Annotated in this window: 26 protein-coding genes; 14 read left to right on the forward strand and 12 right to left on the reverse strand. The window is 64.2% G+C overall.

The window, feature by feature from the left end; all coding sequences use genetic code 11:
- Positions 1 to 127: 127 nt before the first annotated feature.
- Together QCE62_RS21365 and QCE62_RS21370 are read left to right on the forward strand one after the other, a co-directional pair.
- Positions 128 to 631: a hypothetical protein gene (locus QCE62_RS21365; protein WP_309922957.1), complete on the forward strand. Its 504-nt coding sequence runs from the start codon at positions 128 to 130 to the stop codon at positions 629 to 631.
- Between the two features lie 88 nt (positions 632 to 719).
- On the forward strand, positions 720 to 1487 hold the full coding sequence (locus tag QCE62_RS21370; RefSeq protein WP_309922959.1) for an SDR family oxidoreductase: 768 nt from the start codon (positions 720 to 722) through the stop codon (positions 1485 to 1487).
- Positions 1488 to 1490: 3 nt separating this feature from the next.
- Here the strand turns inward: QCE62_RS21370 and QCE62_RS21375 are convergent, their stop codons facing one another.
- Positions 1491 to 1721, reverse strand: coding sequence for a hypothetical protein (locus tag QCE62_RS21375; protein ID WP_309818124.1), 231 nt, complete (start codon positions 1719 to 1721; stop codon positions 1491 to 1493).
- A gap of 258 nt (positions 1722 to 1979) precedes the next feature.
- Here QCE62_RS21375 and QCE62_RS21380 point away from each other — a divergent pair, with 258 nt between their 5' ends.
- The 7 genes from QCE62_RS21380 to QCE62_RS21410 all read left to right on the forward strand — a co-directional run bounded on the left by QCE62_RS21380 (position 1980) and on the right by QCE62_RS21410 (position 10092).
- Positions 1980 to 3965 carry a sigma-54-dependent Fis family transcriptional regulator gene (locus QCE62_RS21380; RefSeq protein ID WP_309922961.1) on the forward strand — a complete coding sequence of 662 codons (1986 nt, stop codon included), beginning with the start codon at positions 1980 to 1982 and terminating at the stop codon, positions 3963 to 3965.
- A gap of 179 nt (positions 3966 to 4144) precedes the next feature.
- Positions 4145 to 5209 (forward strand): NAD(+)/NADH kinase, encoded by a 1065-nt coding sequence (locus QCE62_RS21385; RefSeq protein ID WP_309922963.1) that lies wholly within the window; start codon positions 4145 to 4147, stop codon positions 5207 to 5209.
- A 21-nt stretch (positions 5210 to 5230) separates the two neighbouring features.
- Complete coding sequence (locus QCE62_RS21390; protein WP_309818129.1) at positions 5231 to 6226, forward strand: thiamine pyrophosphate-dependent dehydrogenase E1 component subunit alpha; 996 nt, start codon at positions 5231 to 5233, stop codon at positions 6224 to 6226.
- 18 nt (positions 6227 to 6244) lie between these two features.
- Positions 6245 to 7261, forward strand: a complete 1017-nt coding sequence (locus tag QCE62_RS21395) for an alpha-ketoacid dehydrogenase subunit beta (protein ID WP_309922965.1) — start codon at positions 6245 to 6247, stop codon at positions 7259 to 7261.
- Complete coding sequence (locus QCE62_RS21400; protein WP_309922967.1) at positions 7261 to 8385, forward strand: acetoin dehydrogenase dihydrolipoyllysine-residue acetyltransferase subunit; 1125 nt, start codon at positions 7261 to 7263, stop codon at positions 8383 to 8385. The genes QCE62_RS21395 and QCE62_RS21400 overlap by 1 nt, the downstream gene beginning before the upstream one ends.
- A gap of 109 nt (positions 8386 to 8494) precedes the next feature.
- Entirely contained in the window at positions 8495 to 9244 is a 750-nt protein-coding gene (locus QCE62_RS21405) for a lipoyl protein ligase domain-containing protein (RefSeq protein WP_309922969.1), read from the forward strand.
- Positions 9245 to 9261: 17 nt separating this feature from the next.
- Complete coding sequence (locus tag QCE62_RS21410; RefSeq protein ID WP_309922971.1) at positions 9262 to 10092, forward strand: hypothetical protein; 831 nt, start codon at positions 9262 to 9264, stop codon at positions 10090 to 10092.
- Positions 10093 to 10110: 18 nt separating this feature from the next.
- Here QCE62_RS21410 and QCE62_RS21415 read toward each other — a convergent pair whose 3' ends face one another.
- The 3 genes from QCE62_RS21415 to QCE62_RS21425 form a co-directional block, all read right to left on the reverse strand.
- Complete coding sequence (locus QCE62_RS21415; RefSeq protein ID WP_309922973.1) at positions 10111 to 10638, reverse strand: hypothetical protein; 528 nt, start codon at positions 10636 to 10638, stop codon at positions 10111 to 10113.
- Between the two features lie 51 nt (positions 10639 to 10689).
- Positions 10690 to 11049 carry a hypothetical protein gene (locus QCE62_RS21420; RefSeq protein WP_309922975.1) on the reverse strand — a complete coding sequence of 120 codons (360 nt, stop codon included), beginning with the start codon at positions 11047 to 11049 and terminating at the stop codon, positions 10690 to 10692.
- Between the two features lie 186 nt (positions 11050 to 11235).
- Complete coding sequence (locus tag QCE62_RS21425; RefSeq protein WP_309922977.1) at positions 11236 to 11991, reverse strand: DeoR/GlpR family DNA-binding transcription regulator; 756 nt, start codon at positions 11989 to 11991, stop codon at positions 11236 to 11238.
- A 79-nt stretch (positions 11992 to 12070) separates the two neighbouring features.
- On the opposite strand from QCE62_RS21425, the gene QCE62_RS21430 reads away from it, so the two are divergent.
- On the forward strand, positions 12071 to 12667 hold the full coding sequence (locus QCE62_RS21430; protein ID WP_309922979.1) for an NUDIX domain-containing protein: 597 nt from the start codon (positions 12071 to 12073) through the stop codon (positions 12665 to 12667).
- Here QCE62_RS21430 and modC read toward each other — a convergent pair.
- Genes modC through modA form a run of 3 tightly spaced genes read right to left on the reverse strand, consistent with a single transcriptional unit; the run spans position 12656 to position 15208 of the window.
- Positions 12656 to 13759 (reverse strand): molybdenum ABC transporter ATP-binding protein, encoded by a 1104-nt coding sequence (modC, locus tag QCE62_RS21435; RefSeq protein WP_309922981.1) that lies wholly within the window; start codon positions 13757 to 13759, stop codon positions 12656 to 12658. The two genes, QCE62_RS21430 and modC, sit on opposite strands and share 12 nt — an antisense overlap.
- Positions 13752 to 14432 (reverse strand): molybdate ABC transporter permease subunit, encoded by a 681-nt coding sequence (gene modB, locus QCE62_RS21440; protein ID WP_309922983.1) that lies wholly within the window; start codon positions 14430 to 14432, stop codon positions 13752 to 13754. The genes modC and modB overlap by 8 nt, the downstream gene beginning before the upstream one ends.
- 8 nt (positions 14433 to 14440) lie before the next feature.
- Positions 14441 to 15208: a molybdate ABC transporter substrate-binding protein gene (gene modA / locus QCE62_RS21445; RefSeq protein ID WP_309922985.1), complete on the reverse strand. Its 768-nt coding sequence runs from the start codon at positions 15206 to 15208 to the stop codon at positions 14441 to 14443.
- Positions 15209 to 15526: 318 nt separating this feature from the next.
- Here modA and QCE62_RS21450 point away from each other — a divergent pair, with 318 nt between their 5' ends.
- The 3 genes from QCE62_RS21450 to QCE62_RS21460 all read left to right on the forward strand — a co-directional run bounded on the left by QCE62_RS21450 (position 15527) and on the right by QCE62_RS21460 (position 17310).
- Positions 15527 to 16324, forward strand: coding sequence for an enoyl-CoA hydratase/isomerase family protein (locus QCE62_RS21450; protein ID WP_309922987.1), 798 nt, complete (start codon positions 15527 to 15529; stop codon positions 16322 to 16324).
- Positions 16325 to 16339: 15 nt separating this feature from the next.
- Positions 16340 to 17008: a glutathione S-transferase family protein gene (locus QCE62_RS21455; RefSeq protein WP_309922989.1), complete on the forward strand. Its 669-nt coding sequence runs from the start codon at positions 16340 to 16342 to the stop codon at positions 17006 to 17008.
- Between the two features lie 119 nt (positions 17009 to 17127).
- Positions 17128 to 17310 (forward strand): hypothetical protein, encoded by a 183-nt coding sequence (locus QCE62_RS21460; RefSeq protein ID WP_309818160.1) that lies wholly within the window; start codon positions 17128 to 17130, stop codon positions 17308 to 17310.
- A 279-nt stretch (positions 17311 to 17589) separates the two neighbouring features.
- Here QCE62_RS21460 and QCE62_RS21465 read toward each other — a convergent pair whose 3' ends face one another.
- The 5 genes from QCE62_RS21465 to QCE62_RS21485 form a co-directional block, all read right to left on the reverse strand.
- A complete protein-coding gene (locus QCE62_RS21465) occupies positions 17590 to 17862 on the reverse strand; it encodes a hypothetical protein (RefSeq protein ID WP_309922990.1) in 273 nt (90 codons plus the stop codon).
- 67 nt (positions 17863 to 17929) lie between these two features.
- The gene (locus tag QCE62_RS21470; protein WP_309922992.1) at positions 17930 to 19810 is read right to left on the reverse strand and encodes a hypothetical protein; all 1881 of its coding nucleotides are present in this window, start codon (positions 19808 to 19810) and stop codon (positions 17930 to 17932) included.
- A 562-nt stretch (positions 19811 to 20372) separates the two neighbouring features.
- On the reverse strand, positions 20373 to 20648 hold the full coding sequence (locus QCE62_RS21475; RefSeq protein ID WP_309925246.1) for a cytochrome c: 276 nt from the start codon (positions 20646 to 20648) through the stop codon (positions 20373 to 20375).
- A 38-nt stretch (positions 20649 to 20686) separates the two neighbouring features.
- Entirely contained in the window at positions 20687 to 21955 is a 1269-nt protein-coding gene (locus QCE62_RS21480) for a PQQ-dependent sugar dehydrogenase (protein ID WP_309922994.1), read from the reverse strand.
- Positions 21956 to 22180: 225 nt separating this feature from the next.
- On the reverse strand, positions 22181 to 22936 hold the full coding sequence (locus tag QCE62_RS21485; RefSeq protein ID WP_309922995.1) for a hypothetical protein: 756 nt from the start codon (positions 22934 to 22936) through the stop codon (positions 22181 to 22183).
- 178 nt (positions 22937 to 23114) lie between these two features.
- Between QCE62_RS21485 and QCE62_RS21490 the strand changes: the two genes are divergently transcribed.
- Positions 23115 to 23591: a glycine zipper 2TM domain-containing protein gene (locus tag QCE62_RS21490; RefSeq protein ID WP_309922997.1), complete on the forward strand. Its 477-nt coding sequence runs from the start codon at positions 23115 to 23117 to the stop codon at positions 23589 to 23591.
- Positions 23592 to 23694: the final 103 nt, after the last annotated feature.

Below are 23694 nucleotides of genomic sequence, written 5' to 3' on the forward strand. Positions count from 1 at the left end.
CATGCCCCTTGCGGGAAGCATGCAGCGCTGCGCAACGTGCGAACCGATTCACTGGCTCGCTTATTGCATCGATGCGGATGCCCGTGCATCTGTGTTGGCCTACAAACCGACAGGTTTTATCGCTGCCATGAAAACCGCTCCTCTCGCAATGCTCACCGCATTCGCTGCCGTGGTCGGGGGACTGCTGCCCAGCCTGTGCGAAGCCACCCCGCTCGAAAGTCAGCTCGACTGCAAGTCCAGCGCGCACCGCTTCATTGCGCCGCTGGTCGCCGACAAATCCATTGACGCCCGGCCGATGCGCGTCGAATCCAACTCCGTCAACGCCTTCAAGCCGATGCAAGGCAGTCAGCTCACGGCTTACGGTTTCCGCGTCTATGCGGTGCTGGGCTACGAGCAGGGCGACGACATGTTCAAGCGCGGCAGCGGCCAGCCGATCAGCGAATCCTCCTATGGCGTCGTGGTCCTTGCGGCTGCGGAAACGGTCGAAGCGAAAGTGCGGGAGTCCGGCAGCACGGCCGTGGTGAAGCAGGTCGTGCCGATGCTGATGACCGCGGTCTTCTGCGACGGACGCGACGCGCGCAACACGACGACGGCCGGCCCGGTCACGACGGAAGCCTCGCGTAATCGCTGAAGTCGCAGGAACCGCACGAACACGGCGATAATGTTCTCCCGAATTCAGCGCGCAGCTGTTGCGCGCCCAACAACAGGAGAACGCCGATATGTCCGACGCAGCCAATCAGTCTCAACGAATTGCCATCGTCACCGGAGCGGGTAGCGGAATTGGCCGGGCGGCGGCGTTGGCGCTCCTCGGCGACGGCTGGTCGGTCGTACTGGCGGGACGTCGGCCGGCGCCGCTGCAAGCGGTCATCGACGAAGCCGACGCAGCCGGTCGCGCGCTCGCCGTGCCGACGGACGTGTCGGATCCGGAATCCGTGGCGCAGTGCTTCAGGACCGCGGTCGAACATTTCGGCCGCGTCGACCTGCTGTTCAATAACGCCGGCGTGACGAACCCGCCCGGGCCGTTCGAGGACTGGACACCGGAGCAATGGCGGAATGTCGTCGACATCAATCTGAACGGCATGTTCTATTGCCTCCAGCAGGCGTTCCGCACGATGAAGGCGCAAACGCCGATGGGCGGCCGCATCATCAACAACGGTTCGATTTCCGCCAGCGCCCCGCGCCCGAACTCGGCCGCATACACCGCGACGAAGCACGCGGTTCAAGGCCTGACGAAAACCGCCTCGCTCGATGGCCGCAAGTACGACATCGCGGTGGGTCAGATCGACGTCGGCAATGCGATGACGGAGCTTTCGGAGCGCATGTCGAAAGGCGTGCCGCAGGCGAACGGCGAGATCGCGGTGGAGGCGATGATGGACGTGAAGATCGTCGGCCAGTCGGTGCTTTACATGGCGGACCTGCCGCTCGAGGCCAACGTCCTGTTCCACACGGTGATGGCGACGAAGATGCCGTTCGTCGGCCGCGGCTGACCGTTACCCGACCCGATACCAGACGCGAATGCCTGAATACCAGTGGCTCACGCTGGTATCGTCGCCGGCGCCGAACGTCGAGAGGCTCTCGACGTTCAATACATCCACCGCGTTTTCCGCAATCCACTGATTCGCGCGCTCGACGAGCGCCGCGCCGTTCTCGTACACGTTGCCCTTGATGAGGTGATGCTGCACGACCTGTCGCTCGAAATCTTCGTAGGCGATCTTCGTCATCCTGAGTCTCCGTAGTGGTCCGGCTTGTTTCGACGTCATGCTGCGGCGCAGCGCTCCTGCCGCATGACGCGTCCTGCCGATTCGAGCATCATATGGCCTGAGACACGCTCGTGCGAATCGGTGAAATCCGCGTACGAGCGGCCCAGCACGACACACAGCACAGCACACCACAACACGACTGACCCGAGGCGATCAAAACGAAAGCGCGCCGCGTGCGCCCACCAATGCCCGACGCTGGAGACACCAAGGAGAGCACGCATGGACATGCGGCAACGCGAGCACATCGAGGCAGTCGTCGCGGCCACCACGCGGACGCAATCGCTTGCGCCACAGCGCCTGCACGAAAGCATCATCGAATCGTCCTGGCGGCGTTGCGTGCATCAATACGGACTGGACCCGTCGCGCATGCAGGAGGCGCGCATCCTGCCGCAGACGCGGCTGCGCGAGCATCAGCAGCGCATCGACGACTTCGCGCGCATCGCCCGTCACGGTCTCGAGACGCTGTACGAGCAAGTCGCCGGCATGGGCTACGTCGTCTTGCTGACGGATGCGCTGGGCGTGACCGTCGATTACATCGGCGACGCCAATACCGATGCCGCATTGCGCCGCGCGGGCCTCTATCTCGGCGCGGAGTGGAGCGAAGCGGGCGCGGGCACCTGTGCGGTGGGCACCGCGCTGACCACCGGCCAGGCGCTGACCGTCCATCAGCTCGATCATTTCGACGCCACGCACATTCCGCTCACCTGCACGGCGGCGCCGCTCTACGATTCGCGCGGCGCGCTTTCCGCGATCCTCGATATCTCCGCGCTCGTTTCGCCGCAGGCGCGCGACAGTCAGAACCTTGCGCTGCAACTCGTGCGCATCTACGCGGGGCATATCGAGAACGCCAACTTCCTGCGCACGCATCGGCAGGACTGGATCCTGAAGCTGAACGCGTCGCCGGAATTCGTCGACGTCGATCCTGAATACCTGATTGCGCTCGATGCGGGCGGACGCATCGTCGGCCATAACCGGCGCGCGCATACGATGCTGGCGGCGGAAATCGGCCGGCCGGTCGCGCCGGGCGAACCGGCGGCGTCGCTCATCGGCGTGCCGTTCGACACGCTCTTCGACGCGCGTCTCGAAGAGCTCGGCCGCTTCGTCTATTCACGGCCGAGCGAACTGCGCGCGGTGCCGCTCGCGAAATCCGGCGCGTTCCTTTACCTGAGCGTGATGCCGCCCGCGCCGTGCATCGCGCCGGCGACGAGCGCCAACCGGCCGCGCACGGTGGACGTGCCCGCGCCGCTTGCGGCGCTATGCGGCGGCGATGCCGCCTTGACGCGTCAGCTGGAACGCGCGGCCAAACTCGCCGATGCGCCGATCAACCTGCTCGTCAACGGCGAAACCGGCAGCGGCAAGGAGTTCTTCGCGAAGGCGCTGCATCGTGCGAGCGCGCGCCGCGCGGGTCCGTTCGTCGCGGTGAATTGCGCGGCGATTCCGGAGACGCTGATCGAAAGCGAACTGTTCGGCCATCTGCCGAACAGCTTTTCCGGAGCGGGCGCGAAGGCGAAGCGCGGGCTGATCCAGGAAGCCGATGGCGGCACGCTGTTCCTCGATGAAATCGGCGACATGCCGCGCGAACTGCAATCGCGTCTGTTGCGCGTGCTGGCGGAGGGCGAGGTGCTGGCGATCGGCGCATCGCGGCCCGTGTCCGTCGATGTGCGCGTGATCTCGGCGACACATCAGTCGCTCGACGCGCTCATGCAGGACGGACGTTTCCGCGAAGACCTGTACTACCGGTTGAACGGCGCGCGCTTCACGTTGCCGCCGCTGCGCGAGCGCACCGACCTCGACTGGCTGATCCGCAGGTTTCTCGAAGAAGGCGACGACACCGCGCGCCCCACGGTGACGCTCTCAGCCGGCGCGCGTGAGCGGCTGCATCGGCATGACTGGCCGGGGAATCTGCGCGAATTGTGCAATGCGCTGCGCTATGCGCGGGCGGTGTGTTCGAACGGCGTGATCGAGATCGACGACCTGCCGGAAGGCCTGAGCCACGTCGCGCTGCCGGATGACGCGCCGCGCGCCGTCGAGGCGTTCGATCCGCATCGCCTGCCGCCCGAAGGCATGCTGCTGATGCAGTACCTGCGCGCGGCGAGCTGGAATCTGAGCGCGGTTGCGCGACAGATCGGCGTGAGCCGCATGACGCTGTACCGGCGCATGGCGCGCTATGGCATCCAGTCGCCCAATCAGCGCGACGGCCACTGAACGCGCGATACGCCTGTCCACCGTGAGACACCTGCCGCTGTGACACCTGTCACGGCGGCGCCCGTTACACCCGCGATTTCCGCGGGTATTCCCGCGCTTTTTCCCCGCTGAACGGCTCCGTTCGATTGGCATAACGCTTGCCTTTATCGCCGCACAAAACACAGAACGGAGACACAGGCATGCGTGCAAACGCAACGCCGCTCGTCGGCATCATCGCCAATCCGGTTTCGGCGCGGGACATCCGGCGCGTCATCGCCAACGCCAATAGTCTGCAACTCGCCGACCGCGTGAACATCGTGTTGCGGCTGCTCTCCTCGCTGGCGGCGAGCGGCGTGCCGCGCGTGCTGATGATGCCCGACCGCGAAGGCCTCAAGGTCATGCTCCAACGGCATCTCGCGCGCAAGCAAGGTCCGGATGCCGGACTCGCGGCTGTCGAGTTCCTCGACATGCCCGTCACCGCGCGCGTCGACGACACCTTCCGCGCCGCGCGCATGATGCGCGAAGCGGGCGTCGATGCGCTGCTCGTGCTCGGCGGCGACGGCACCCATCGCGCGGTCGTGCGCGAGTGCGGAGAAGTGCCGCTCGCCGGGTTGTCGACCGGGACGAACAACGCCTATCCGGAAATGCGCGAGCCCACCATCTCCGGTCTCGCGACCGGCCTTTATGCCAGCGCGCGCGTGCCCGCCAACGAAGCGCTGGCGTCGAACAAACGGCTCGACATCGAGATTCGCGCTCGCGACGGCAGCGTGCGCCACGACATCGCGCTGGTCGACGCCGTGATCTCGCACGAGCACTTCATCGGCGCGCGGGCGCTGTGGAAGATCGAGACGCTCGCCGCCGTCTATGTGTCCTATGCCGATCCGCAGGCGATCGGCATGTCGGCTATCGCGGGCCTGCTCGAACCGCTCGGCCGTCACGATCGCGGCGGCCTCGCGGTGCAACTCGCCGCGCCCGGCGAAGGCGAGTTCGATCTGTGCGCGCCGATCGCGCCCGGGCTGATGGAGTCCGTGCCGATTGCAAGCTGGACGCGTCTCGCCGATGGCGTGCCGCATCGCGTGCGACAGCGCACCGGCATCGTCGCGCTCGACGGCGAACGCGAGCTGGCCTTCGGTCCCGATGACGAAGTAACCGTCACGCTCAGGGAGAACGCTTTTCGCAGTATCGACGTGGCCGCGTGCATGCGTTACGCGGCGGCGTCCGGGCTGATGCGCCAGCCCATGCGCAGCACCGGCACGATTCGCTAGACCCACCCCAAGGAGACAGAGATGACAGCAACGCAGCATGCGGGCGGCTTGCCGCTCTCGAAGGACGAACTGTTGAGCGTCTATCGCAAGATGCGCACGATCCGCGATTTCGAGGAGCGTCTGCACGTCGATTTCGGCCGCGGCGACATTCCCGGCTTCGTGCATCTGTATGCGGGCGAGGAAGCCGCAGGCGTCGGCATCATGAGCCATCTGAACGACGGCGACCGCATCGCCAGCACGCATCGCGGACACGGGCACTGCATTGCGAAGGGCGTGGACCCGGTCGCGATGATGAAGGAGATCTACGGCAAGAAGGGCGGTTCGTGCAACGGCAAGGGCGGCTCGATGCACATCGCGGATCTGTCGAAGGGGATGATGGGCGCGAACGGCATTCTCGGCGCGGGCGCGCCGCTGATCTGCGGCGCGGCGCTCGCGGCGAAGTTCCGCGGCAAGGGTGAGGTCGGCATCACCTTCGCGGGCGACGGCGCGTCGAACCAGGGCACCTTCCTCGAAAGCCTGAATCTCGCGGCCGTGTGGAATCTGCCGGTTATCTTCGTGATCGAGAACAACGGCTATGCGGAATCGACGGCGCGCGACTACGGCACGGCCGTGGACAGCTACGTGGACCGCGCGGCGGGCTTCGGCATTCCCGGCGTGACGGTGGACGGCACCGATTTCTTCGCGGTCCATGAAGCGGCGGGCGAAGTGATCCGGCGCGCGCGCGAAGGCGGCGGACCGGCGTTGCTCGAATGCAAGATGATCCGCTTCTATGGCCATTTCGAAGGCGATGCGCAGACCTATCGCGCGCCGGGCGAGCTCGACGAGATCCGCTCGAACCGCGACTGCCTGAAGAAGTTCGCGCAGGCCGTGACGCAGGCCGATGTGATCCAGCCGGCGGAACTCGACGCGATCGACAAGGAAGTCGCTGCGCTGATCGACCGCGCGGTGCAGGAAGCGAAGGACGCGCCGTTGCCGACCGCCGCCGATCTGCTCACCGATGTCTACGTCAAATATTGATTCCTGGAGACGACAATCATGGCCCGCAAACTGAGCATGAAGATGGCGATCAACGAAGCGCTCGATCAGGAAATGCAGCGCGATCCGAGTGTGATCGTGCTGGGTGAGGATATCGTCGGCGGCGCCGGCGCGGATGGCGAGAAGGACGCGTGGGGCGGCGTGCTCGGCGTGACGAAGGGACTCTATGCGAAACACGGCGACCGCCTGCTCGACACGCCGCTGTCCGAGTCCGCTTACGTGGGCGCGGCGATCGGCGCGGCGGCGTGCGGCATGCGTCCGGTCGCCGAACTGATGTTCATCGACTTCATGGGCGTGTGCTTCGACCAGATCTTCAATCAGGCCGCCAAGTTCCGCTACATGTTCGGCGGCAAGGCGGAAACGCCTGTCGTGATTCGCGCGATGGTCGGCGCGGGATTCCGTGCGGCGGCCCAGCACAGCCAGATGCTGACATCGCTGTTCACGCATATTCCGGGGCTCAAGGTCGTGTGCCCGTCGACGCCTTATGACACCAAGGGACTGCTGATCCAGGCCATCCGCGACAACGATCCGGTCATCTTCTGCGAGCACAAGAATCTCTACGGCTTCGAAGGCGAAGTGCCCGAGAACTCGTACGCGATTCCGTTCGGCGAAGCCAACGTGGTGCGCGACGGCAAGGACGTGTCCATCGTCACCTACGGACTGATGGTGCATCGCGCGCTCGAAGCCGCCGCGACGCTCGCGAAGGAAGGCATCGAAGCGGAAGTGGTGGATCTGCGCACGCTGTCGCCGCTCGATATCGACACCGTGCTGGAAACGGTGGAGAACACCGGGCGGCTGGTCGTCGTCGATGAAGCGAATCCGCGCTGCAACATTGCCACGGATATTTCCGCGCAGGTCGCGCAGCAGGCGTTCGGCGCATTGAGGGCGGGCATCGAGATGGTGTGCGCGCCGCATACGCCGGTGCCGTTCTCGCCGACGCTCGAGGATCTCTACATTCCGAACGCCGCGCAGATCGCCGACGCCGCCCGAAAAACCATGAAGGGAGGAAAGCACTGATGGCCGCAATCACACCGATCGTCATGCCCAAGTGGGGCTTGTCGATGAAGGAAGGCACGGTCAACGAATGGCTCGTGGAGGAGGGCACGGAGATCACCGTCGGCATGCCGATTCTTGATGTCGAAACCGACAAGATCGCCAACGCGGTCGAGGCCCCGGACGCCGGTTTGCTGCGGCGGCGGGTGGCGTCGGCGGGCGATACGCTGCCGGTGAAGGCGCTGCTCGGCGTGCTCGCGCCCGCCGACGTCAGCGACGCCGATATCGACGCGTATGTGTCCTCGTACGTGACGCCCGCCGACGACGAGGAAGAGGGCGAGGAAGTGTCGGCCTATCATTTCGTCGATGTCGACGGCATCCGCGTGCGCTATGCCTCGCGTGGCGGCGACGATGCGAGCCGGCCGGCGGTGCTGTTCATCCACGGCTTCGGCGGCGATCTCGACAACTGGCTCTTCAATCTCGATGCGCTCGCCGACAAGAACCGCGTGTTCGCGCTCGATCTGCCGGGCCACGGGCAATCGACGCCGAAGGTGCCGGGCACGACGCTCGCGGACCTCGCGGGGTTCGTCGGCAAGTTCATGGACGCGGTGCAACTCGACCGCGCGCATCTCGTCGGCCATTCGATGGGCGGCGGCATCGCGGCGCAGATGGCGGTGGATCAGCCGGAGCGGGTGGAATCGGTGGCGCTGATTTCGTCGTCCGGTTTCGGCGATGAGATCAACAACGCCTACACCGAAGGCTTCGTCACGGCCGAGTCGCGGCGCGAACTGAAACCGGTGGTCGAGTTGCTGTTCGCGAATCCGGAACTGGTGAGCCGCCAGATGCTCGACGACCTGCTGAAATACAAGCGACTCGATGGCGTCAGCGAAGCGCTGACGTCGCTCAATGCCGGCTTGTTCGCGAACGGCAGGCAGGCGGCGCAGCCCGGCGGCAAGCTGGCGTCGGCGGGCAAGCCGGTGCTGGTGATCTGGGGCGAGCGGGACCAGATCATTCCCGCCGCGCACGCGAAGAACGCACCGGAAGGCGCGACCGTCCGCGTGTTCGAGGACGCCGGACACATGAGCCAGATGGAGAAGGCCAACGAAGTGAACGCGTTGTTGAAGGAGCATGTCGGCAAGCGCGGCTGACGCGCCCGCCCCGCCGGAGCAGGCTGCCGGCGGGGCGGCGCCGTGTCGCGCGGTTATTGGCTACCATGCCGGGATGGCGTCGCTCGCGGCGCATTCCGAGATCGATTCCATGTCCTTCGAACTGATCGATTCCACCGGCGCTGCTTCTTCCGACGATCCGCTGCACGCCGAAGAAGCGCTGCTCGCGCGCGCGGCCGCGGGCGACGCCGTCGCGCATGTGTGGGAGGCGCCCGTTTCGCTGATCGTGCCGCGCAGTTATCAGCGCTATCCGGCGCTCGCCGATGCGCGCGAGGCTTTTGCCCGGCGCGGCTGTCCCGTGTGGCTGCGCCTGTCGGGCGGCGGACTGGTGCCGCAGGGACCGGGCATTCTCAACCTGAGTCTCGCGTATCCGGTGCGCTTGCCGATGGGTGCGCTCTCCGAAGGCATATACGAACACCTGTGCCGCCTGCTCGCCGACGCGCTCACGCCGCTCGGCGTGCTGACGCACTGGCAGGCCGTGGAAGGGTCGTTCTGCGACGGCCGCTTCAATCTCGCGTGGGGCCCCGGCGACGATGCGCGCAAGATCGCCGGCACCGCGCAATACTGGCGCCGCGTGCCGCACAGCAGTCACGACACGCCGCTCTATGCCGTGCTGGCTCACGCCGTCCTGCTGGTCGACGCCGATCCGATCGAGATCAACGCGCGCGCCAACGCGTTCGAGGCGATGATCGAGAGCCGGCGGCATTACGAAGACATGAAGATCGTGACCGTGGCGCAGGCGCTCGCTTACGAATGTTTTTCGATTCCCGTGGATCTGCGCCAGCGTGTGAGCGCCGCGCTGATCCAGCGCGTGAAGGACGCTTCCCCGCCAGCGCAGTAAGACGCATCGAGGTGGCCATGCCGCTCAGACGTGTTTCGAACGGGTTCTTCTTCGCGCTATGGGTCGCCGTCTGCGCCGCCGCGCCCGAATTCCTGTGGCAAGGGTTGTTCTCGCTCTTCGGCCATTTTTCGCTGACCGATGCCGCCGCCGCGCTGCTGATCGGCGCAATCCTGGCCTTTTTCGTCGAGCCCGTGCTGGAGAGGCTGCGCAGTCTCGGCGACGAGCCGAAGCACGCGGAGAAATCGCCGGCATTCGCCGCGTGCGAGGCGCTCGGCTTTGCCGTCGTCGCGGTGTGCGTGCACGAGGCGATCACCGTGTACGTCGCGGCGAGTCACGGCAACGCGCAGGCGGGGGAGAACCTGGCCAAGGCCGTCGCGCAGGCCGTGCAATGGGCGGTCACGCCGTTCTTCATCACCGTCGCGTGGCTGGTCGGGCGCGAGCCGTCGTGGTTCGCGTGGCCGGTGGCGGCGATCGCGGTGGTGGTCAGCGGGATCGTGGGCGTGGTGTGCGGATGGGATATGCACGTGCTCGTGACGAGCCTCATCCCGGCGATCTTCGTGTTGATCGCAGGGTGCGTCATCGTGCGGGAGCAATGGGACGCGACCACCTTCCGACGCTGCGCGCGGGCGACCGGCGTGATCGCCGTCACCTGGCTCGTGTTGAGCGGCGTGCTGCAACTCGTGCTGTGGCTTGCGCACGTGCAGGCGTTGCGGGTCTACGACTGGCTGGAGTTCTGGAGCGACGCGCGGTTCTACGTTGGCTGGGTGACGGGGCTGCTGGTCGCGCCGGGTTTTGTGCCCGACACGCCGCTCAGTGCCGGCGGCAAGGGCTGGCGCTGGCGGCGGTGAAACGGGATGGCCGACAGTCTAGTAAGACCCCGGCGGCGGCTGCCATCCCGGCGGGGGCGGCGGCGGAGGTGGCGTGGTGTAGGCCGCGCCCGCAGGCTGCTGTTGCTGGATCGTGCTGATGGCGCCGCGCACGGGAACCCGGTCGCCCGCTGCATACATGCATTGCAGATAGGAATAGTCGTAGCGTTGCTGCACGTTGTAGCCGGATGTCTGCGATGCTCCCAGGCCGAAGGCGCTGCCCGTCAGCAGACCCGCACCGGCGCCGATGGCCGCGCCCCCGCCGCCGCCGAACGCCGCGCCCGCCGCCGCGCCGATCGCGGTGCCGACAACTGCGCTGCCTATCGCGCTGGTGGTCGCCGCCTGATTGGCGTCCACGCCGCCGGTTTGCTGGAGCGCGAACTGACGGCACGAGGCGTCATCGGCGCGGAACTGGTCGAAGGTCTTGTTGCTGCCCGGCAGCGCCATCACGCTGGGACCGGTGGGCATCACGGTGCAGGCCGAAAGGCCGAGTGCCGCGGAGAGCAGGGCGAGCCTGGTGATGTTCATGGATGCTTGCAGATTCCTGAGATTGACGATGTCAGCAGCACGCGCGCCGCATCAGTTCGCAGATGACGGCGTGGCCGGAACCGGATGCCACGGTGCGGAGCAGCGCTTGACGTAGGGGTAGTACGCCTTCGCCGGGTCGCAGTAGTACCACATGCCGGGCTGCTGGGCGGGCGCGCCCGGATCGGCGGCGGGCTGGCCCTGTTCGACATACTGCACCGGTGCGGGAGGCGCGACCGGCGCAACGTAGACGGGCGGAGGCGGATAGTAGTAATACGGCGCGGGCGCCACCGGGTACGGGTAATAAGCGGGACCGCCAATCCACACGCCGACGCGGCCCCACGCATGAGCATTGGCGGCAACGCCGGCACTCGCCACGAGCGACAACGCGATAAAAGCCTTGAGGCGATTCACGACCTTCTCCAGGAAAAATGTTCGCTGATCTGCCAGGTACAACGGATATCGACGTCTGGCTGTTGACCGCGTGCAGCGCATCTTTCTACGCTATTCCCTTTATCGCGAAAACTCAATTACACGGCCACGAACGTATTTTTCGGCTTGTTACGCTGTAACGCGGCCGAGAAACAATGCCCTGCGATATCAGGCGCGCAGCACGGTGACGCCGGCCTGTTCGATGGGTTCCGTCAGCTTCGCTTCAGCCGCGCTTTCCACGATGAGGGTCTGTGCAAGCTCGATGCCGCCGATCCGGTAAGCCGATGCCGCGTTCAATTTCGCCGCCGACGCCAGCACCACCGTTTCCGCCGCTCGCGCCGCGAGCGCGCGCTTGATGTGGGCTTCCTCGAAATCTCCGGTCGTGAGGCCGGCCGTGGGATGGACGCCGGTGACGCCCATGAAGTAGAGGTCGGCGTGAATATGCGACATGGCTTCGACAGCCGCCGCGCCGACGGTGACGATGGAATGCTTGTAAAGCCTGCCGCCGATCAACACGACTTCCACCGCCGGATGTTCGGCGAGCGCCACCGCGACGCTCGGGCTATGCGTGACGATGGTTGCGTTGAGCGTGTCCGGAAGCTGGCGCACGAGCAGCGCGGAGGTCGTGCCGCCGTCGATGATGACGACCTGTCCCGGCGCGATCATCTCCGCGGCCCGGCGCGCGATGCGCCGTTTGGCATCGGACTCCATGTTCTCCCGCCGTGCGAACGACGCAACGGCCGGCGACGCCGGCAGCGCGCCGCCGTGTACGCGCTGCAGCAGTCCTTCCGTGGCGAGTTCGCGCAAGTCGCGCCGCACGGTGTCTTCGGAGACGCCGAAGCTCGCGCTCAGTTCGGTGGCGAGCACCTGGCCGTCGCGTTTCAGGGCGTCGAGAATGGCTTTCTTGCGTTGGCTGGTCAACATCGGTTGCGTGAATTTTCTTGATATTGCACGAAACTGCACGATACCATGCGCTGACTCAATCGTCGAATGGGAGAGCCGAATGGAAGCAATCGAAACGAAAGACCGCGTCCGCATCGTGAATACCGCTGTGCTGTCGGACGACTGGTATGTGCTCAGGAAAGTCACCTTCGATTTCCTGCGCCGCGACGGCACGTGGCAGCGCCAGAACCGCGAAACCTACGATCGCGGCAACGGCGCCACCATTCTTCTGCACGACCCCCAGACCGGCAACGTGCTGCTGACGCGCCAGTTCCGCATGCCCGCGTTCGTCAACGGACACGACGGCATGCTGATCGAGACGCCGGGCGGGCTGCTCGACGATGCATCGCCGGAAGAGCGCATCCGCGCCGAAGTGGAGGAGGAGACGGGCTATCGCGTGCGGCACGTCGAAAAGGTCTTCGAGGCGTTCATGAGCCCGGGATCGGTGACCGAGAAGCTGTACTTCTATCTCGGCGACTACGACAGTTCGATGCGCGTGTCGGCGGGCGGCGGCGTCGAGGAAGAGGGCGAGGAAATCGAGACGATCGAGGTGCCGTTGGCGCAGGCGCTGGAGATGATCGCGAGCGGCGAAATCATGGATGGCAAGACCATCATGCTGGTGCAATACGCGGCGCTGAACGCGCGTTCAGGCAAGTAGCGATACCGCCTTCACCTGCGCCCACACGCGCATGCCCGTGACGATACCCAGCCGGTCCAGCGAATAGCGCGTCACGCGCGCGAGCAGCGGCGAGCCGTCCACATCGAGACGCACGACGGCCTGCGAGGGATGCGCGTCGTCCGCGATGCCGAAGACCGTCGCGGGCAGCACGTTCAGCACGCTGCTGCGCGACTCGTCATGCGGGCCGGTGACGAGGCTTACGTCGCGCGCCTTTACGGTGATGCGCATCGGCTTGCCGTCGGGCAGCGGCGCATGCACCACGGTCAGCTTCGCGGTTGAAGCCGGCAGCGCGATCGTCAGCAGGCCATATGCGCTGTCATGACCGGCGACGACGCCTTCGAGCACGACCGATGCGTCATCGGCGAGCGCGAGCGGCAAGTCCAGGCGCGCGAGCGTTTGCGCAATCGGTCCGCTCGCCACGGCGCGTCCCGCTTCCAGCAGCACGAGATGATCGGCGAGCCGCGCCACTTCTTCCGGCGCGTGACTGACGTAGAGCATCGGGATATCGAGCTCGTCGTGCAGACGTTCGAGATACGGCAGGATTTCGAGCTTGCGCTTCTGGTCGAGCGACGCGAGCGGTTCGTCGAGCAGCAGCAGGCGCGGACTCGTCAGCAACGCGCGCGCGATGCCCACGCGCTGGCGTTCGCCGCCCGACAATCCCGACGGCATCCGTTCCAGCAAATGCCCGATGCCCAGCAGTTCGGCGGCCTGCGCGAGATCGACGCGCCGTTCGGCCGGTTTCACCCGATCAAGTCCATAACGCAGATTCTTGGTTACGCTCAGATGCGGAAAGAGGCTCGCTTCCTGGAACACGTAGCCAAGCGGACGCTTGTGGGTGGGCAGGAAAACATTGCGATCGGTGTCGAGCCAGACTTCGCCGTTGACGACCAGCTTGCCCGTGCGCGGACGCGCCAGTCCCGCGAGACAGCGCAGCAAGGTGGTCTTGCCGGAGCCGGAATGGCCGAAGATCGCGGTGACGCCGCGGCCGGGCAGTGCGAGATCGAGGTCGAGCGTGAAGCCGCTCTGTTCAACGAGAAAGCGCGCCTCGATGGCGGAAGTGAGTTCAGACATGCGCCGCGAAGGACCGTCGGCCGAAATAGAGCAGCAGAAGAACGACGAACGAGAATACCACCATGCCGCCCGCCAGCCAGTTCGCCTGGGCGTACTCGAGCGCTTCGACGTGGTCGAAGATCTGCACGGACACCACGCGCGTCTGCCCCGGAATGTTGCCGCCGATCATCAGCACGACGCCGAATTCGCCGACCGTATGCGCGAAGCCGAGGATCGTCGCCGTGACGATGCCTGGACGCGCGAGCGGCAACGCCACCGTGAAGAAGCTGTCCCACGGGCCGGCGCGCAGGGTCGCGGCGGCTTCGAGCGGACGGCGGCCCATGGCTTCGAACGCGTTCTGCAGCGGCTGCACGACGAAGGGCAGCGAATAGATCACCGAGCCGACCACCAGCCCCGCGAAGGTGAACGGCAGCAAGCCGATGCCGAGCGCCTGCGTCAGCTTGCCGACCGTGCCGTGCGGGCCCATCACCAGCAGCAGATAGAAGCCGATGACCGTCGGCGGCAACACCAGCGGCAGCGCCACCACGGCGGCCACGATGCCCTTCAGCCGCGAGCGCGTTCGAGTGAGCCACCACGCGATCGGCGTGCCGACGACGAGCAGCAGCGCCGTCGTCAGCGACGCCAGTTCGAGCGTCAGCGTGATGGCCTGGAGGTCGCTGCTGTCGAGCGGCATCGGCGGAATTACAGCTGGTAGCCGAAGGACTTGATCACTTCAGCGGCCTTCCGTCCCTTCAGGTATTCGATGAACTGCTTCGCGACCGGATTGTCCTTGCCCTTCTCGAGGATCACGGCGTCCTGCTTGATCGGCTCATGCAGATTCGCGGGCACGATCCACGCCGAGCCGCTGGTGATCTTGCCGTTCTTGTAGATCTGCGACAGCGCGACGAAACCCAGTTCCGCGTTGCCGCTCGCAACGAACTGCTGCGTCTGCGAAATGTTCTGACCTTCGACGACCTTCGGCTTGAGTTCGGCCGTCAGGCCGAGCTTGTCGAGCGTCTGATAGGCAGCGAGGCCGTAGGGCGCGGCCTTCGGATTGGCAATCGCGATGTGCGTGAAGGCGTTCTTCTTCAGCACGTCGCCCTTGTCGTCCACGTAGCCGTCTTTCGCGGACCACAGCGCGAGCGCGCCCGTCGCATAGGTGAAACGGCTGCCGGGCACAGTCGCGCCTTCGGTTTCGAGCTTGGCGGGCGTGGAGTCGTCGGCGGCGAGGAACACTTCGAAGGGCGCGCCGTTCTTGATCTGCGCATAGAACTGACCCGTCGCGCCGAACGACGCCACCACCTTGTTGCCCGTATCCTTTTCGAAGTCCGCGGCGATGGCCTGCACCGGCGCCGTGAAGTTGGCCGCGACCGCGACCTTCACTTCACCCGCCAGCGCTGACGTAGCAGCGATACCGGCAGCGAGCGGAACGAACGCACCAATGAGGGCGCGGAGAATTCGAATCTTCACGTGAGACTCCTTGAATCGAGTTGAAATTCTGGTTATGGATCGACTGTGGACGGCGCGTGCAAGGCCGCGAAGCGTGTGGCCGCGTGGTTCGGCGAGCACCGTAATATATACGACTATATTGCGTAGGCGCATGTTGGCTTCATGACATGACGCGCATGGGTGCCGGCGCATGCCCGATGTCGCGCCGCTTTGTGAGTGTCGCTCAAAGATATGAGTTGACCGTTTCAACTGTTTTGGCCGACACTGAATCAGGTGCAACGAAAGCAACCCGGTAAAAATTGAGCAAAGCTCAATTCAAGCGAAGCAGGGAGACGAGATATGACCGATGCAGCGAATCTTCAGCGTCTGAAGCTGGGAGTCGAAGGACACGTGGCGCGTGTGACACTGGATCGCCCGGACGTGCGCAATGCCTTCGATGACGCCACCATCGTCGAACTGACGGCGGCCTTCCGCGCGCTCGGCGACGATCCGAACGTGCGCGTCATCGTGCTCGCGGCGAATGGTCCGGCCTTCTGCGCGGGCGCCGATCTCAACTGGATGAAGCGCATGGCAGGCTATTCGGAGGCGGAAAATCGCGCCGATGCACTGGGCCTCGCCACCATGCTCAACACGGTCTACGCGTGCCCAAAGCCGGTCATCGCGCGCGTACAGGGCGATGCCTACGCCGGCGGCATGGGACTCGTCGCGGTGTGCGATATCGCGATTGCGGCGAGCACGGCGCAGTTCTGCCTTTCGGAAGCCAGACTCGGGCTGATGCCCGCGACCATCGCGCCGTACGTGATCCGTGCGATGGGCGCGCGCGCGGCGCATCGCTACTTCGTGACGGCGGAGCGCTTCGACGCCGCCGAAGCACTGCGGCTCGGGTTCGTGCATGAAGCGGTCGAAGCCGAACAACTCGATGCTCGCGTCGAGGCGGTTGCGTCAGCCATCGTCGCCAACAGCCCGAACGCCGTGCGCGAATGCAAGCAACTCGTCACCGATCTCGCGGGCACCGAGATCGACGACGCGCTGATCGGCGAGACGGCCGAAAGCATCGCGCGCATCCGCGCATCCGACGAAGGACGCGAAGGCGTGCGCAGCTTCCTGGAGAAACGCAAGCCGTCGTGGCTCGGCTGAACCGATGGAGCGCACATGATCAAGCTGCATCATTGCGTGAGCGCGCGGTCGTTCCGGCCGCTGTGGGCGCTGGAAGAAATCGGCGTGCCCTACGAACTGAAGATGTTGCCGTTTCCGCCGCGCGTGCTGGCGCGCGCATTTATGGAAGTGAATCCGCTCGGCACGATTCCGGCGCTCGAAGACGAGGGCGTTTTCATGACCGAGTCGGCGGCGATCTGCCAGTATCTGGCCGCGCGTCATTCGCCTGGCGTGCTGGATGTCGCTTCGCATGAGCGCGACTTCGGCCGCTATCTCAACTTCCTGCATTTCGGTGAGGCCACGCTGACGTTTCCCCAGACGCTCGTCTTGCGCTATACGCATCTGGAGCCGCCGGAGCGCAGGCAGCCGCAGATCGTCGAGGATTACGCGCGCTGGTTCCACGCGCGCCTTCGCACGCTGGCGCCGTTGCTGGAAAAGCAGCCCTGGCTGTGCGCCGGGCGTTTCACGGCCGCCGATATCTCCGTGGGTTACGCGCTGATGCTGGCCGAGCTCATCGGCTTGAGCGAGCGCTGTGCGCCGCCCATCGCGGACTACTGGAAGCGTTTGAGCGAACGCGAAGGCTTTGTCCGCGCGCTGCGCGCGCAGGAAGCCGCCGCGCAGGCTCAGGACGTTTCAACGGTCGCCTCGCCGAAGCTTCGCCCGTAAACCCTCCTTCAAGTCCCCTCGTCCGTGGGGTCGTGCGCCGCGCCCCATGACCGTACTCTTCACATCACGCGCTGACCTGCAAGCGCGGATTCGAAGAGACTCATCTGACGAGGTGCGCAATGGCCGCTTTCTTCTGGTTACTGTCGATGATCGTCGCGCTCGTCGCGACGGCCACCATCGCGACGGCATTGCCGCGCTCCGCCTCCGACGAATTGAACGCCTTTACGCCGCAATCGCTTTTCAGCATGGAGGCGAAGCGGATCGACGCGATGCTTGCGTCGTGTCTGCCTGCCGCTGACTGAGTCCGGCGCGTGCACGGGGCGCGTTTGCCGGGCGTCGCTTGTAAGTAGTTTGGAATCAACGGGTTGAGGAAGTAATAACAACGATATCCAACGAGTTGTCCACCCGATCTGTGGATAAGCCGCGACCGGGGCCAGTCGCGGTGCAGGAACCCCAAAACCGCCGTGAAGGACGCGCTGGGGAGACCAACAAGCAACTATCAAGAATCGAGGCCGAAGAGCCTGGGAGTTTCCAAGCCGCCTCGGCAGCCTGTTGGGTGCCGAGGCAGGCGCTTTTTGCGATCAGCGCTGAAGCACCGAACTGCCGTACTTGGCTACCAGCGCGCTTTTGAAATCGGTGGCGGCCTGATCGGCGAGTCTGGACTTGGCCTCTTCGGAACGCTCTTCTGCGGACGGGTTCGGGATGACGGCTTCCCTGACCTGGCCTGTCGAGGTTTGCGGCTGGATCGGGACCGCAGCCTGGCTCGGCGCCGATTGATGGGCGTTCCTGATCACAAAGACAGCAACCGCCAATAAACAGGCGATTGAAACAAGAGCGAAAAGTCTGTAGCGCATCGAAAACCTTCTTCGAGAAAGCGGCCTCGACAACGAGTGTTGATCGAGGCCACGGATTTCATGGAAATCAGTTTGCGGAATAGAACGCGTCGAGTTGCGCCTTCATCGCGGTTCCAACGGAAGGCGTCGAATAAAGCATGTGTCCGGAAGCGAAATTGTGGAACGTTACTCGTTGCAGAAGCGCCTGACCTTGGGCATCGGCGAAGTTCTGCGCATACGTCAGCGTGGTGGAGTAAAAGGGCGTGACTGAATCGAAATAGCCATTCCCCTGATACACACGGAGATTCGGCTTGATCGTCATTGCGGAGCGGAGATCCTTGATGGCATCGGAAGTCTCCTCGGAATAGGTGATCTGACTATCAGGCTGTACATGGGTCCAATCCCACAGAGGAAAGATGGCGCTGTTCGAAAGGCTTGTGGTATTAAGCGCGTTCGGGTTGTATCCGCCCAGCGTATTGAGGTTGGACCAACTCCAGCTGACGATTGGGTCGATCATCCGAATGGTCGGATCGTCGTTGCCAAATTGGGTCTGATCAGGTGCCGTTGTCGACGTGACGCGGCCATCGTACTGGCCGAGATACACGACCTGACCGAGACTATTGTGATACGCGGAACCCGTCACAGCGCTCCTGGCGCTGGATGTTGATGAGACCATCGACGGGTCGATTCCCGCATACGCTGCGACACTGGACTTGATGTTATCGGGATACGTGAGATTCGTACGCGTCGAATGAGCGAGGTTGAGCTGGGCAATCAGATTTTGATAGTCAGAGATGGCTCCAGCCACATTGACTGGCGCCTTGTTTTGCAATGCGACGATCTGATTCGCAAGCTCCGCCGTATTCAGAACGCCGTTCGTCGAAAAAGCGCCGGAAGTCATGTTGGCGAGCAGGGATTGCTGGGCGGTGGTAAGGTTTACCCAATTAATCACGCCCAGATCGACGCCAAGCAGAGAATAAAAGTACGAGAGAACCTGCGGCAGACGAGTCGCCGTTTCGAATGGCAGAATCGTTGAATTCGCATAGGCCTCGACTTGAGCGAGATAATCCGTAAGCGAGGGTGGCGATGCGGGATTGACCCCGAGTGCCGACCAGTTGACCCTGTTATTGGCATAGGCGTCGGCCGCGAGGGTCGGAAGCATGCCGGTCATGGAGAAGAGAGCGTTCGTTCCACTCAGAATGGCACTGAGAAGTACAACACCTTTCAGATCGATCTGAGGGTACTGATTCACGAGAATGTTCGCGGTAATCGCGGAGCGAGCTGTTCCGTATGATTCCCCCATCAGATAAACCGGTGCATTCGTTCTGCCGGTCGCAGTCAGATAAGAGCTGATAAATGCCGCGATGGATCTGCCGTCGACATCGGAATTCCAGAAATTCTGATTTTGTGCAGGCGCAATGGCTGTCGAATAGGTGGTTCCTACTGGGTCGATGAATACCAGATCCGTGTCATTGATGATGCTGTTCGGGTTGTTGTCGTACCAGTTATTTGCCACCGAAAAAGGACCGGTGCTCTGATTCGGCATGGTCAGAACCGGTGCTTGAGGCGCATACGCTGACTGAAGATAAGCAAAGGCACTGCCGGGGCCGCCATTATAAACAAACGTCACTGGGCGATTGGCGGGAATGCTTGGGCCGGACTGCGTATAGGCGCGATACGCCATGGCCGCTGAAATGTTGTTGGTCTTGCCTGCCACCGTAACAAGCTGATGACCGGTCGTCATCGCGTAGCTGATGGTTTTCGAATTGTCCGCGGACGTCCACGAATAATTATTGGTGACAGCGGGCACGCCACTATAAGCAGACAGATTATCGAATGCCCCGCCGCCGTAAAACCAGGGATCGTTCTCGACATTCAACACGGGTACGCTGCCACTGGCAGTCAGATTGAGCGTAATCAGACCGAATAGCGATGCAGCTTTTATGATTTGAGGAAGCAGGTTCTTCATTGGTTTCCAAAACTCCAGAGCAATGCCGAGAGTGAATTACATGCCGACATGACTTGTGGTCACCGTATTTACGGCTTATGCGGCAAGACGTTTTGCGCAAGCAGAAGTGTCTGTCACGCGCATGACAAGCATAAAGACGGAACTTTTTCTTCCGCAAGCGGAGTTTCAGCGTGCGTTGAACGGCGTATGCGCAAATGTGGAGTTCGATCGGGAAATACGAGACTCGATTTTCGAATTACCGAACGATCGATATCATTGCTCTTGACCGTCCGGCGTACATCTCATCCCTGAAACCATGAAATGCTTAACTATCTCAATATGTCAAATCGTTCGATTTTGCGGAATGAGTGTTTCGCGAGGGGATCGCGTGGAACTGGATCACAGCGCCGAGGCGATGTACGAGGCCCCCGACGCGCAGGCCAAAGCAGGCGAAAAAAAAGCCCGCTTCAGTGAGCGGGCTTGAATCCACATCGGTTGAGACATGGAGGAGACAGGGGTAAGTATAAACCCTTAAGTACTCACGTCAACCCCCAAGCGAGAAAAATTTCGGCGGAAGCGGCCGTCAGGGCTTTCCGAGACTGTGGTAATAGGCCGCGAGATTGGCCACGTCCGCGTCGGACAAGGGCTTGGCCATCATCGTCATCATCTCGTTCTTGCGCTCGCCTGACCGAAAGTCATTGAGCGCCTTCACGAGATATTCCTCGGTCTGGCCCGCGAGGTTCGGCGCCTCGGGAAGCTTCGACATGCCGTCGATCCCATGGCACGCCGCGCACTGCGCCGCCTTCGCGCGTCCCGCCTTGATGTCGCCGGCGGCGAACGACGGATGCGAAAGCGCCATCAGTACGCCTGCCAGCAACGCGGCCCTCGGCGCCCGGTTCACTTCGCACCCGTGTAGGAGATGCGGTAGATCGCGCCCGCATAGTCGTCCGACACGAGCAGCGAGCCGTCCTGCAGCGTTTGCACGTCGACCGGACGGCCCATGTACTCGCCGCTCGGCGTGAGCCAGCCTTCCGCGAAGACTTCCGCCTCGCCCGCCGTGCCGTCGTCCTTGATCGGAACGAACATGATGCGCGCGCCGATCGGCTTGGTGCGGTTCCACGAACCGTGCTCGGCATCGAAGATGCCGCCCTGGTACTTCTGCGGGAACATCTTGCCGTTGTAGAACGACATGCCGAGGTCGGCGGCATGCGCCGCGAACTCGACCTGCGGAAACACGACGCCCGCCGGCGGATTCTGATCCTTGTACTCCACCGTGCGGACCTTGCCGCCGCCATACCACGGGAAACCGAAGGTTTCGCCCGCCTTGGTCGCGTGATTGAGTTCGCCGGGCGGAATGTCGTCGCCCATGCCATCGACCTGGTTGTCCGTGAACCAGAGCGTCTTGTCCTTCGGGTTGAAGTCGAGACCGACCGAATTCCGCACGCCATGCGCATAGGTTTCGCGGTTCTTGCCGTCCTGATCCAGGCGGATGATGCCGGCCAGTCCGTTGCGGTCGAGGTCGGCGAGCTTGTCCTTCGGCGGCACGTTCCACGGCTGGCCGAGCGCGATGTACAGCTTCTTGTCAGGGCCCACGCGGCAGTAGCGGGCGCCGTGATTGAAGCTTTCGAACTGCGTCGGGATGAGCTTGCCTTGCGGGACGACCACCGCCGCCGCGACGTCCGGTCCGCCTTCGCCGAAGAACTGCGCCGCGGGAAAGCCAAGCACCCGGTTCTGCTCGACCACGTAAAGCACGCCGTCGGGCGAGAAACACACGCCGTTGGGCACCTTGAACGTCACCGATGACGCGAACTGGGCGACATCGCTGGCCACGCGCTGATGCGTCCGGTCAGTGACCTGCCACACGCGGTTCTTGCGCGTGCCGACGAACACAACGCCCGTCGACGGCTCGATCGCCATCGCGCGCGCTTCCGGCACCACCGCGTACAGCTCGATCTTGAAGCCGGGCGGCAGCTTGATCTGTTCGAGGTTCTTGCGCAGCGCGTCGGCGGTCTGGCCGGACTGGGGAATGGTTTCCGCCGGCGCCGACGTGCCGGTCTGACGGAAATTGGACAGCGCATTGACGTTGTCCTGCGCCGCGTGCGCGAGCGGCAGGCAGGCGAACAGGGCGGCGACGGCGGACGGCACGAGCTTGAGCGTTGCGTTCATCGGGTTGTCTCCTGGATGTTGTCGACCGGCTTCGGCGTCCTGCGCCATCGGCCGGATCCATGCAAAGCGAAAACAGCTTTTGGATGGTGCCTTGAACATCACGACTACTCTCGCCGGAGCGCGCAGCCTGGAAGCAACTGGACGCGAACGCCACGACGCTGCCTGCGGTGAAACTCACTGCTGAAACCCATCGCTCGTTCGAACGGTGAGCGACGCCTGCGGCCTCTATTTCCGGCCGTCGAAGAGAAACACGTCCGAGCGGTCCGGGCTCGGCAACGCGACCAGCAGCCGCGCGCCGTCGAGAATCGCATTGCCGGTCACGGTGGCGTCCGGCAACGGGCAGGGCGCGGGGCCGAAGGTCACCGAGACGTCATAGGCATTCGCGCCCTCATGGGGTGCGGTCGTGCCTCGGAAGATGCAGCCGCTGGTGGTCGTGCCGGCGAGATAGCCGTCGCCGGCGACGGTGATGCGGGTCTGCGTCGCTCCGCCGAGCGACATGCCGCGTCCGCTGTAGAGGCCGCCCGCGTTGGCGCGGGTCGGGGCGACATCGAGGATCGGTATGGCGCGTGCCGCGTAGACAAGGCTTGCGCTGCCGTCACGGTTCACTACGTTGCCGTTGACCGAGGGCGCATGCGCGAAATCCGCGTTGAAAGTGACGGGCGACGCCGCCTGCGTGCCCAGCCGATAGTCGAACGCGGAGGAACTGGTGAAACGTCCGTCGCTGGTCTGGGTGCCGTGCGCGGCCACCGCGACGCCGGCGAGACCCGTGCCGCCCGCGCCGCCGTAGAAAAGATACGCGGTGCCGTCGAAGAGCATCAGGAGCGTGGCCTCGGCGGTGCTGCCCGCCAGCGAGCCCTTGTAGACGCCGCCGGAGGAGAAGGTGGTGGTGACGGTGCCGGGCGGCGGCGGCGCGGCGCTGTCGGTGGAGCAGGCGGCGAGGGCCGCTGCGCAAAGCACGAGGGGAATCGCGGTTCTTTTCATTAAAGACTCCGGTCGCGGGCAATGAGTGTCCTGTATAAGCGCTTCAATCAAGCAGGTCAAGCGCGGCGCGTGGCCTCATTTGCAACTCATTCAGCGTCCTTAGGATATCTTCCATGGCACCGGGGCTTCACGACACGGGCCGATCCCAACAAGACATTGCCTGAGTGAGGAGTGAGAAATGAACAAGTCGACTATCGCAGTGTGTGCAATGGCGCTGGTGTGCACCGTGGGGATGAGCGGTTGCGCCTCGATGGGCAGTTCCGCCGATATCTACGACAGCATGCAGACCCAGCGCGAACAGACAGTGCGGATGGCGACCGTGGAAAGCGTGCGCGGCGTGACCATCGACAATAACGATGGCCACACGGGCTTGCTCGGCGCGCTCGGCGGCGGCGCGCTCGGCGCGGTGGCGGGCAGCGCGATCGGCGAAGGGCACGGGTCGCTGCTGGCGGGCGTGATCGGCGGCATTGCGGGCGCGGTCGCGGGCGACAAGGTCGAGAACCGCGTGCAACAGGAGAAGGGGCTGGAAATCACCGTGCGTCTGGATAACGGCGAGCTGCGCGCGATCACGCAGGCGGCCGATGGCCAGACGTTCTATGCCGGAGAACGGGTCCGGCTGTTGTCGAGCGGCGGGATCACGCGCGTGACGAGCTGACGCCGGCTGGAGCGGGCGAATGAGAAAAGCCAGGCGGGGCGTCGGTGAGACGCTCCGCCTGGCTTTTTGCGTCATTCGTGCGCGACGGTGTTCGTGGGGGAGT

The sequence above is a fragment of the Caballeronia sp. LZ033 genome, from assembly GCF_031451265.1.
GTDB lineage: Bacteria > Pseudomonadota > Gammaproteobacteria > Burkholderiales > Burkholderiaceae > Caballeronia.

Excerpts from the sequence above, each read along its gene's own strand:
- QCE62_RS21400 (WP_309922967.1), top strand. The coding sequence starts at position 7,261 with ATGGCCGCAATCACACCGATCGTCATGCCCAAGTGGGGCTTGTCGATG.
- QCE62_RS21395 (WP_309922965.1), top strand. The coding sequence starts at position 6,245 with ATGGCCCGCAAACTGAGCATGAAGATGGCGATCAACGAAGCGCTCGAT.
- modB (WP_309922983.1), bottom strand. The coding sequence starts at position 14,432 with ATGCCGCTCGACAGCAGCGACCTCCAGGCCATCACGCTGACGCTCGAA.
- QCE62_RS21375 (WP_309818124.1), bottom strand. The coding sequence starts at position 1,721 with ATGACGAAGATCGCCTACGAAGATTTCGAGCGACAGGTCGTGCAGCAT.
- QCE62_RS21365 (WP_309922957.1), top strand. The coding sequence starts at position 128 with ATGAAAACCGCTCCTCTCGCAATGCTCACCGCATTCGCTGCCGTGGTC.
- QCE62_RS21475 (WP_309925246.1), bottom strand. The coding sequence starts at position 20,648 with ATGGCGCTTTCGCATCCGTCGTTCGCCGCCGGCGACATCAAGGCGGGA.
- modC (WP_309922981.1), bottom strand. The coding sequence starts at position 13,759 with ATGTCTGAACTCACTTCCGCCATCGAGGCGCGCTTTCTCGTTGAACAG.
- QCE62_RS21455 (WP_309922989.1), top strand. The coding sequence starts at position 16,340 with ATGATCAAGCTGCATCATTGCGTGAGCGCGCGGTCGTTCCGGCCGCTG.
- QCE62_RS21430 (WP_309922979.1), top strand. The coding sequence starts at position 12,071 with ATGGAAGCAATCGAAACGAAAGACCGCGTCCGCATCGTGAATACCGCT.
- QCE62_RS21415 (WP_309922973.1), bottom strand. The coding sequence starts at position 10,638 with ATGAACATCACCAGGCTCGCCCTGCTCTCCGCGGCACTCGGCCTTTCG.
- QCE62_RS21450 (WP_309922987.1), top strand. The coding sequence starts at position 15,527 with ATGACCGATGCAGCGAATCTTCAGCGTCTGAAGCTGGGAGTCGAAGGA.
- QCE62_RS21405 (WP_309922969.1), top strand. The coding sequence starts at position 8,495 with ATGTCCTTCGAACTGATCGATTCCACCGGCGCTGCTTCTTCCGACGAT.
- QCE62_RS21385 (WP_309922963.1), top strand. The coding sequence starts at position 4,145 with ATGCGTGCAAACGCAACGCCGCTCGTCGGCATCATCGCCAATCCGGTT.
- QCE62_RS21465 (WP_309922990.1), bottom strand. The coding sequence starts at position 17,862 with ATGCGCTACAGACTTTTCGCTCTTGTTTCAATCGCCTGTTTATTGGCG.
- QCE62_RS21480 (WP_309922994.1), bottom strand. The coding sequence starts at position 21,955 with ATGAACGCAACGCTCAAGCTCGTGCCGTCCGCCGTCGCCGCCCTGTTC.
- QCE62_RS21485 (WP_309922995.1), bottom strand. The coding sequence starts at position 22,936 with ATGAAAAGAACCGCGATTCCCCTCGTGCTTTGCGCAGCGGCCCTCGCC.
- QCE62_RS21390 (WP_309818129.1), top strand. The coding sequence starts at position 5,231 with ATGACAGCAACGCAGCATGCGGGCGGCTTGCCGCTCTCGAAGGACGAA.
- QCE62_RS21425 (WP_309922977.1), bottom strand. The coding sequence starts at position 11,991 with ATGTTGACCAGCCAACGCAAGAAAGCCATTCTCGACGCCCTGAAACGC.
- QCE62_RS21490 (WP_309922997.1), top strand. The coding sequence starts at position 23,115 with ATGAACAAGTCGACTATCGCAGTGTGTGCAATGGCGCTGGTGTGCACC.
- QCE62_RS21380 (WP_309922961.1), top strand. The coding sequence starts at position 1,980 with ATGGACATGCGGCAACGCGAGCACATCGAGGCAGTCGTCGCGGCCACC.
- QCE62_RS21460 (WP_309818160.1), top strand. The coding sequence starts at position 17,128 with ATGGCCGCTTTCTTCTGGTTACTGTCGATGATCGTCGCGCTCGTCGCG.
- QCE62_RS21410 (WP_309922971.1), top strand. The coding sequence starts at position 9,262 with ATGCCGCTCAGACGTGTTTCGAACGGGTTCTTCTTCGCGCTATGGGTC.
- QCE62_RS21470 (WP_309922992.1), bottom strand. The coding sequence starts at position 19,810 with ATGAAGAACCTGCTTCCTCAAATCATAAAAGCTGCATCGCTATTCGGT.
- QCE62_RS21370 (WP_309922959.1), top strand. The coding sequence starts at position 720 with ATGTCCGACGCAGCCAATCAGTCTCAACGAATTGCCATCGTCACCGGA.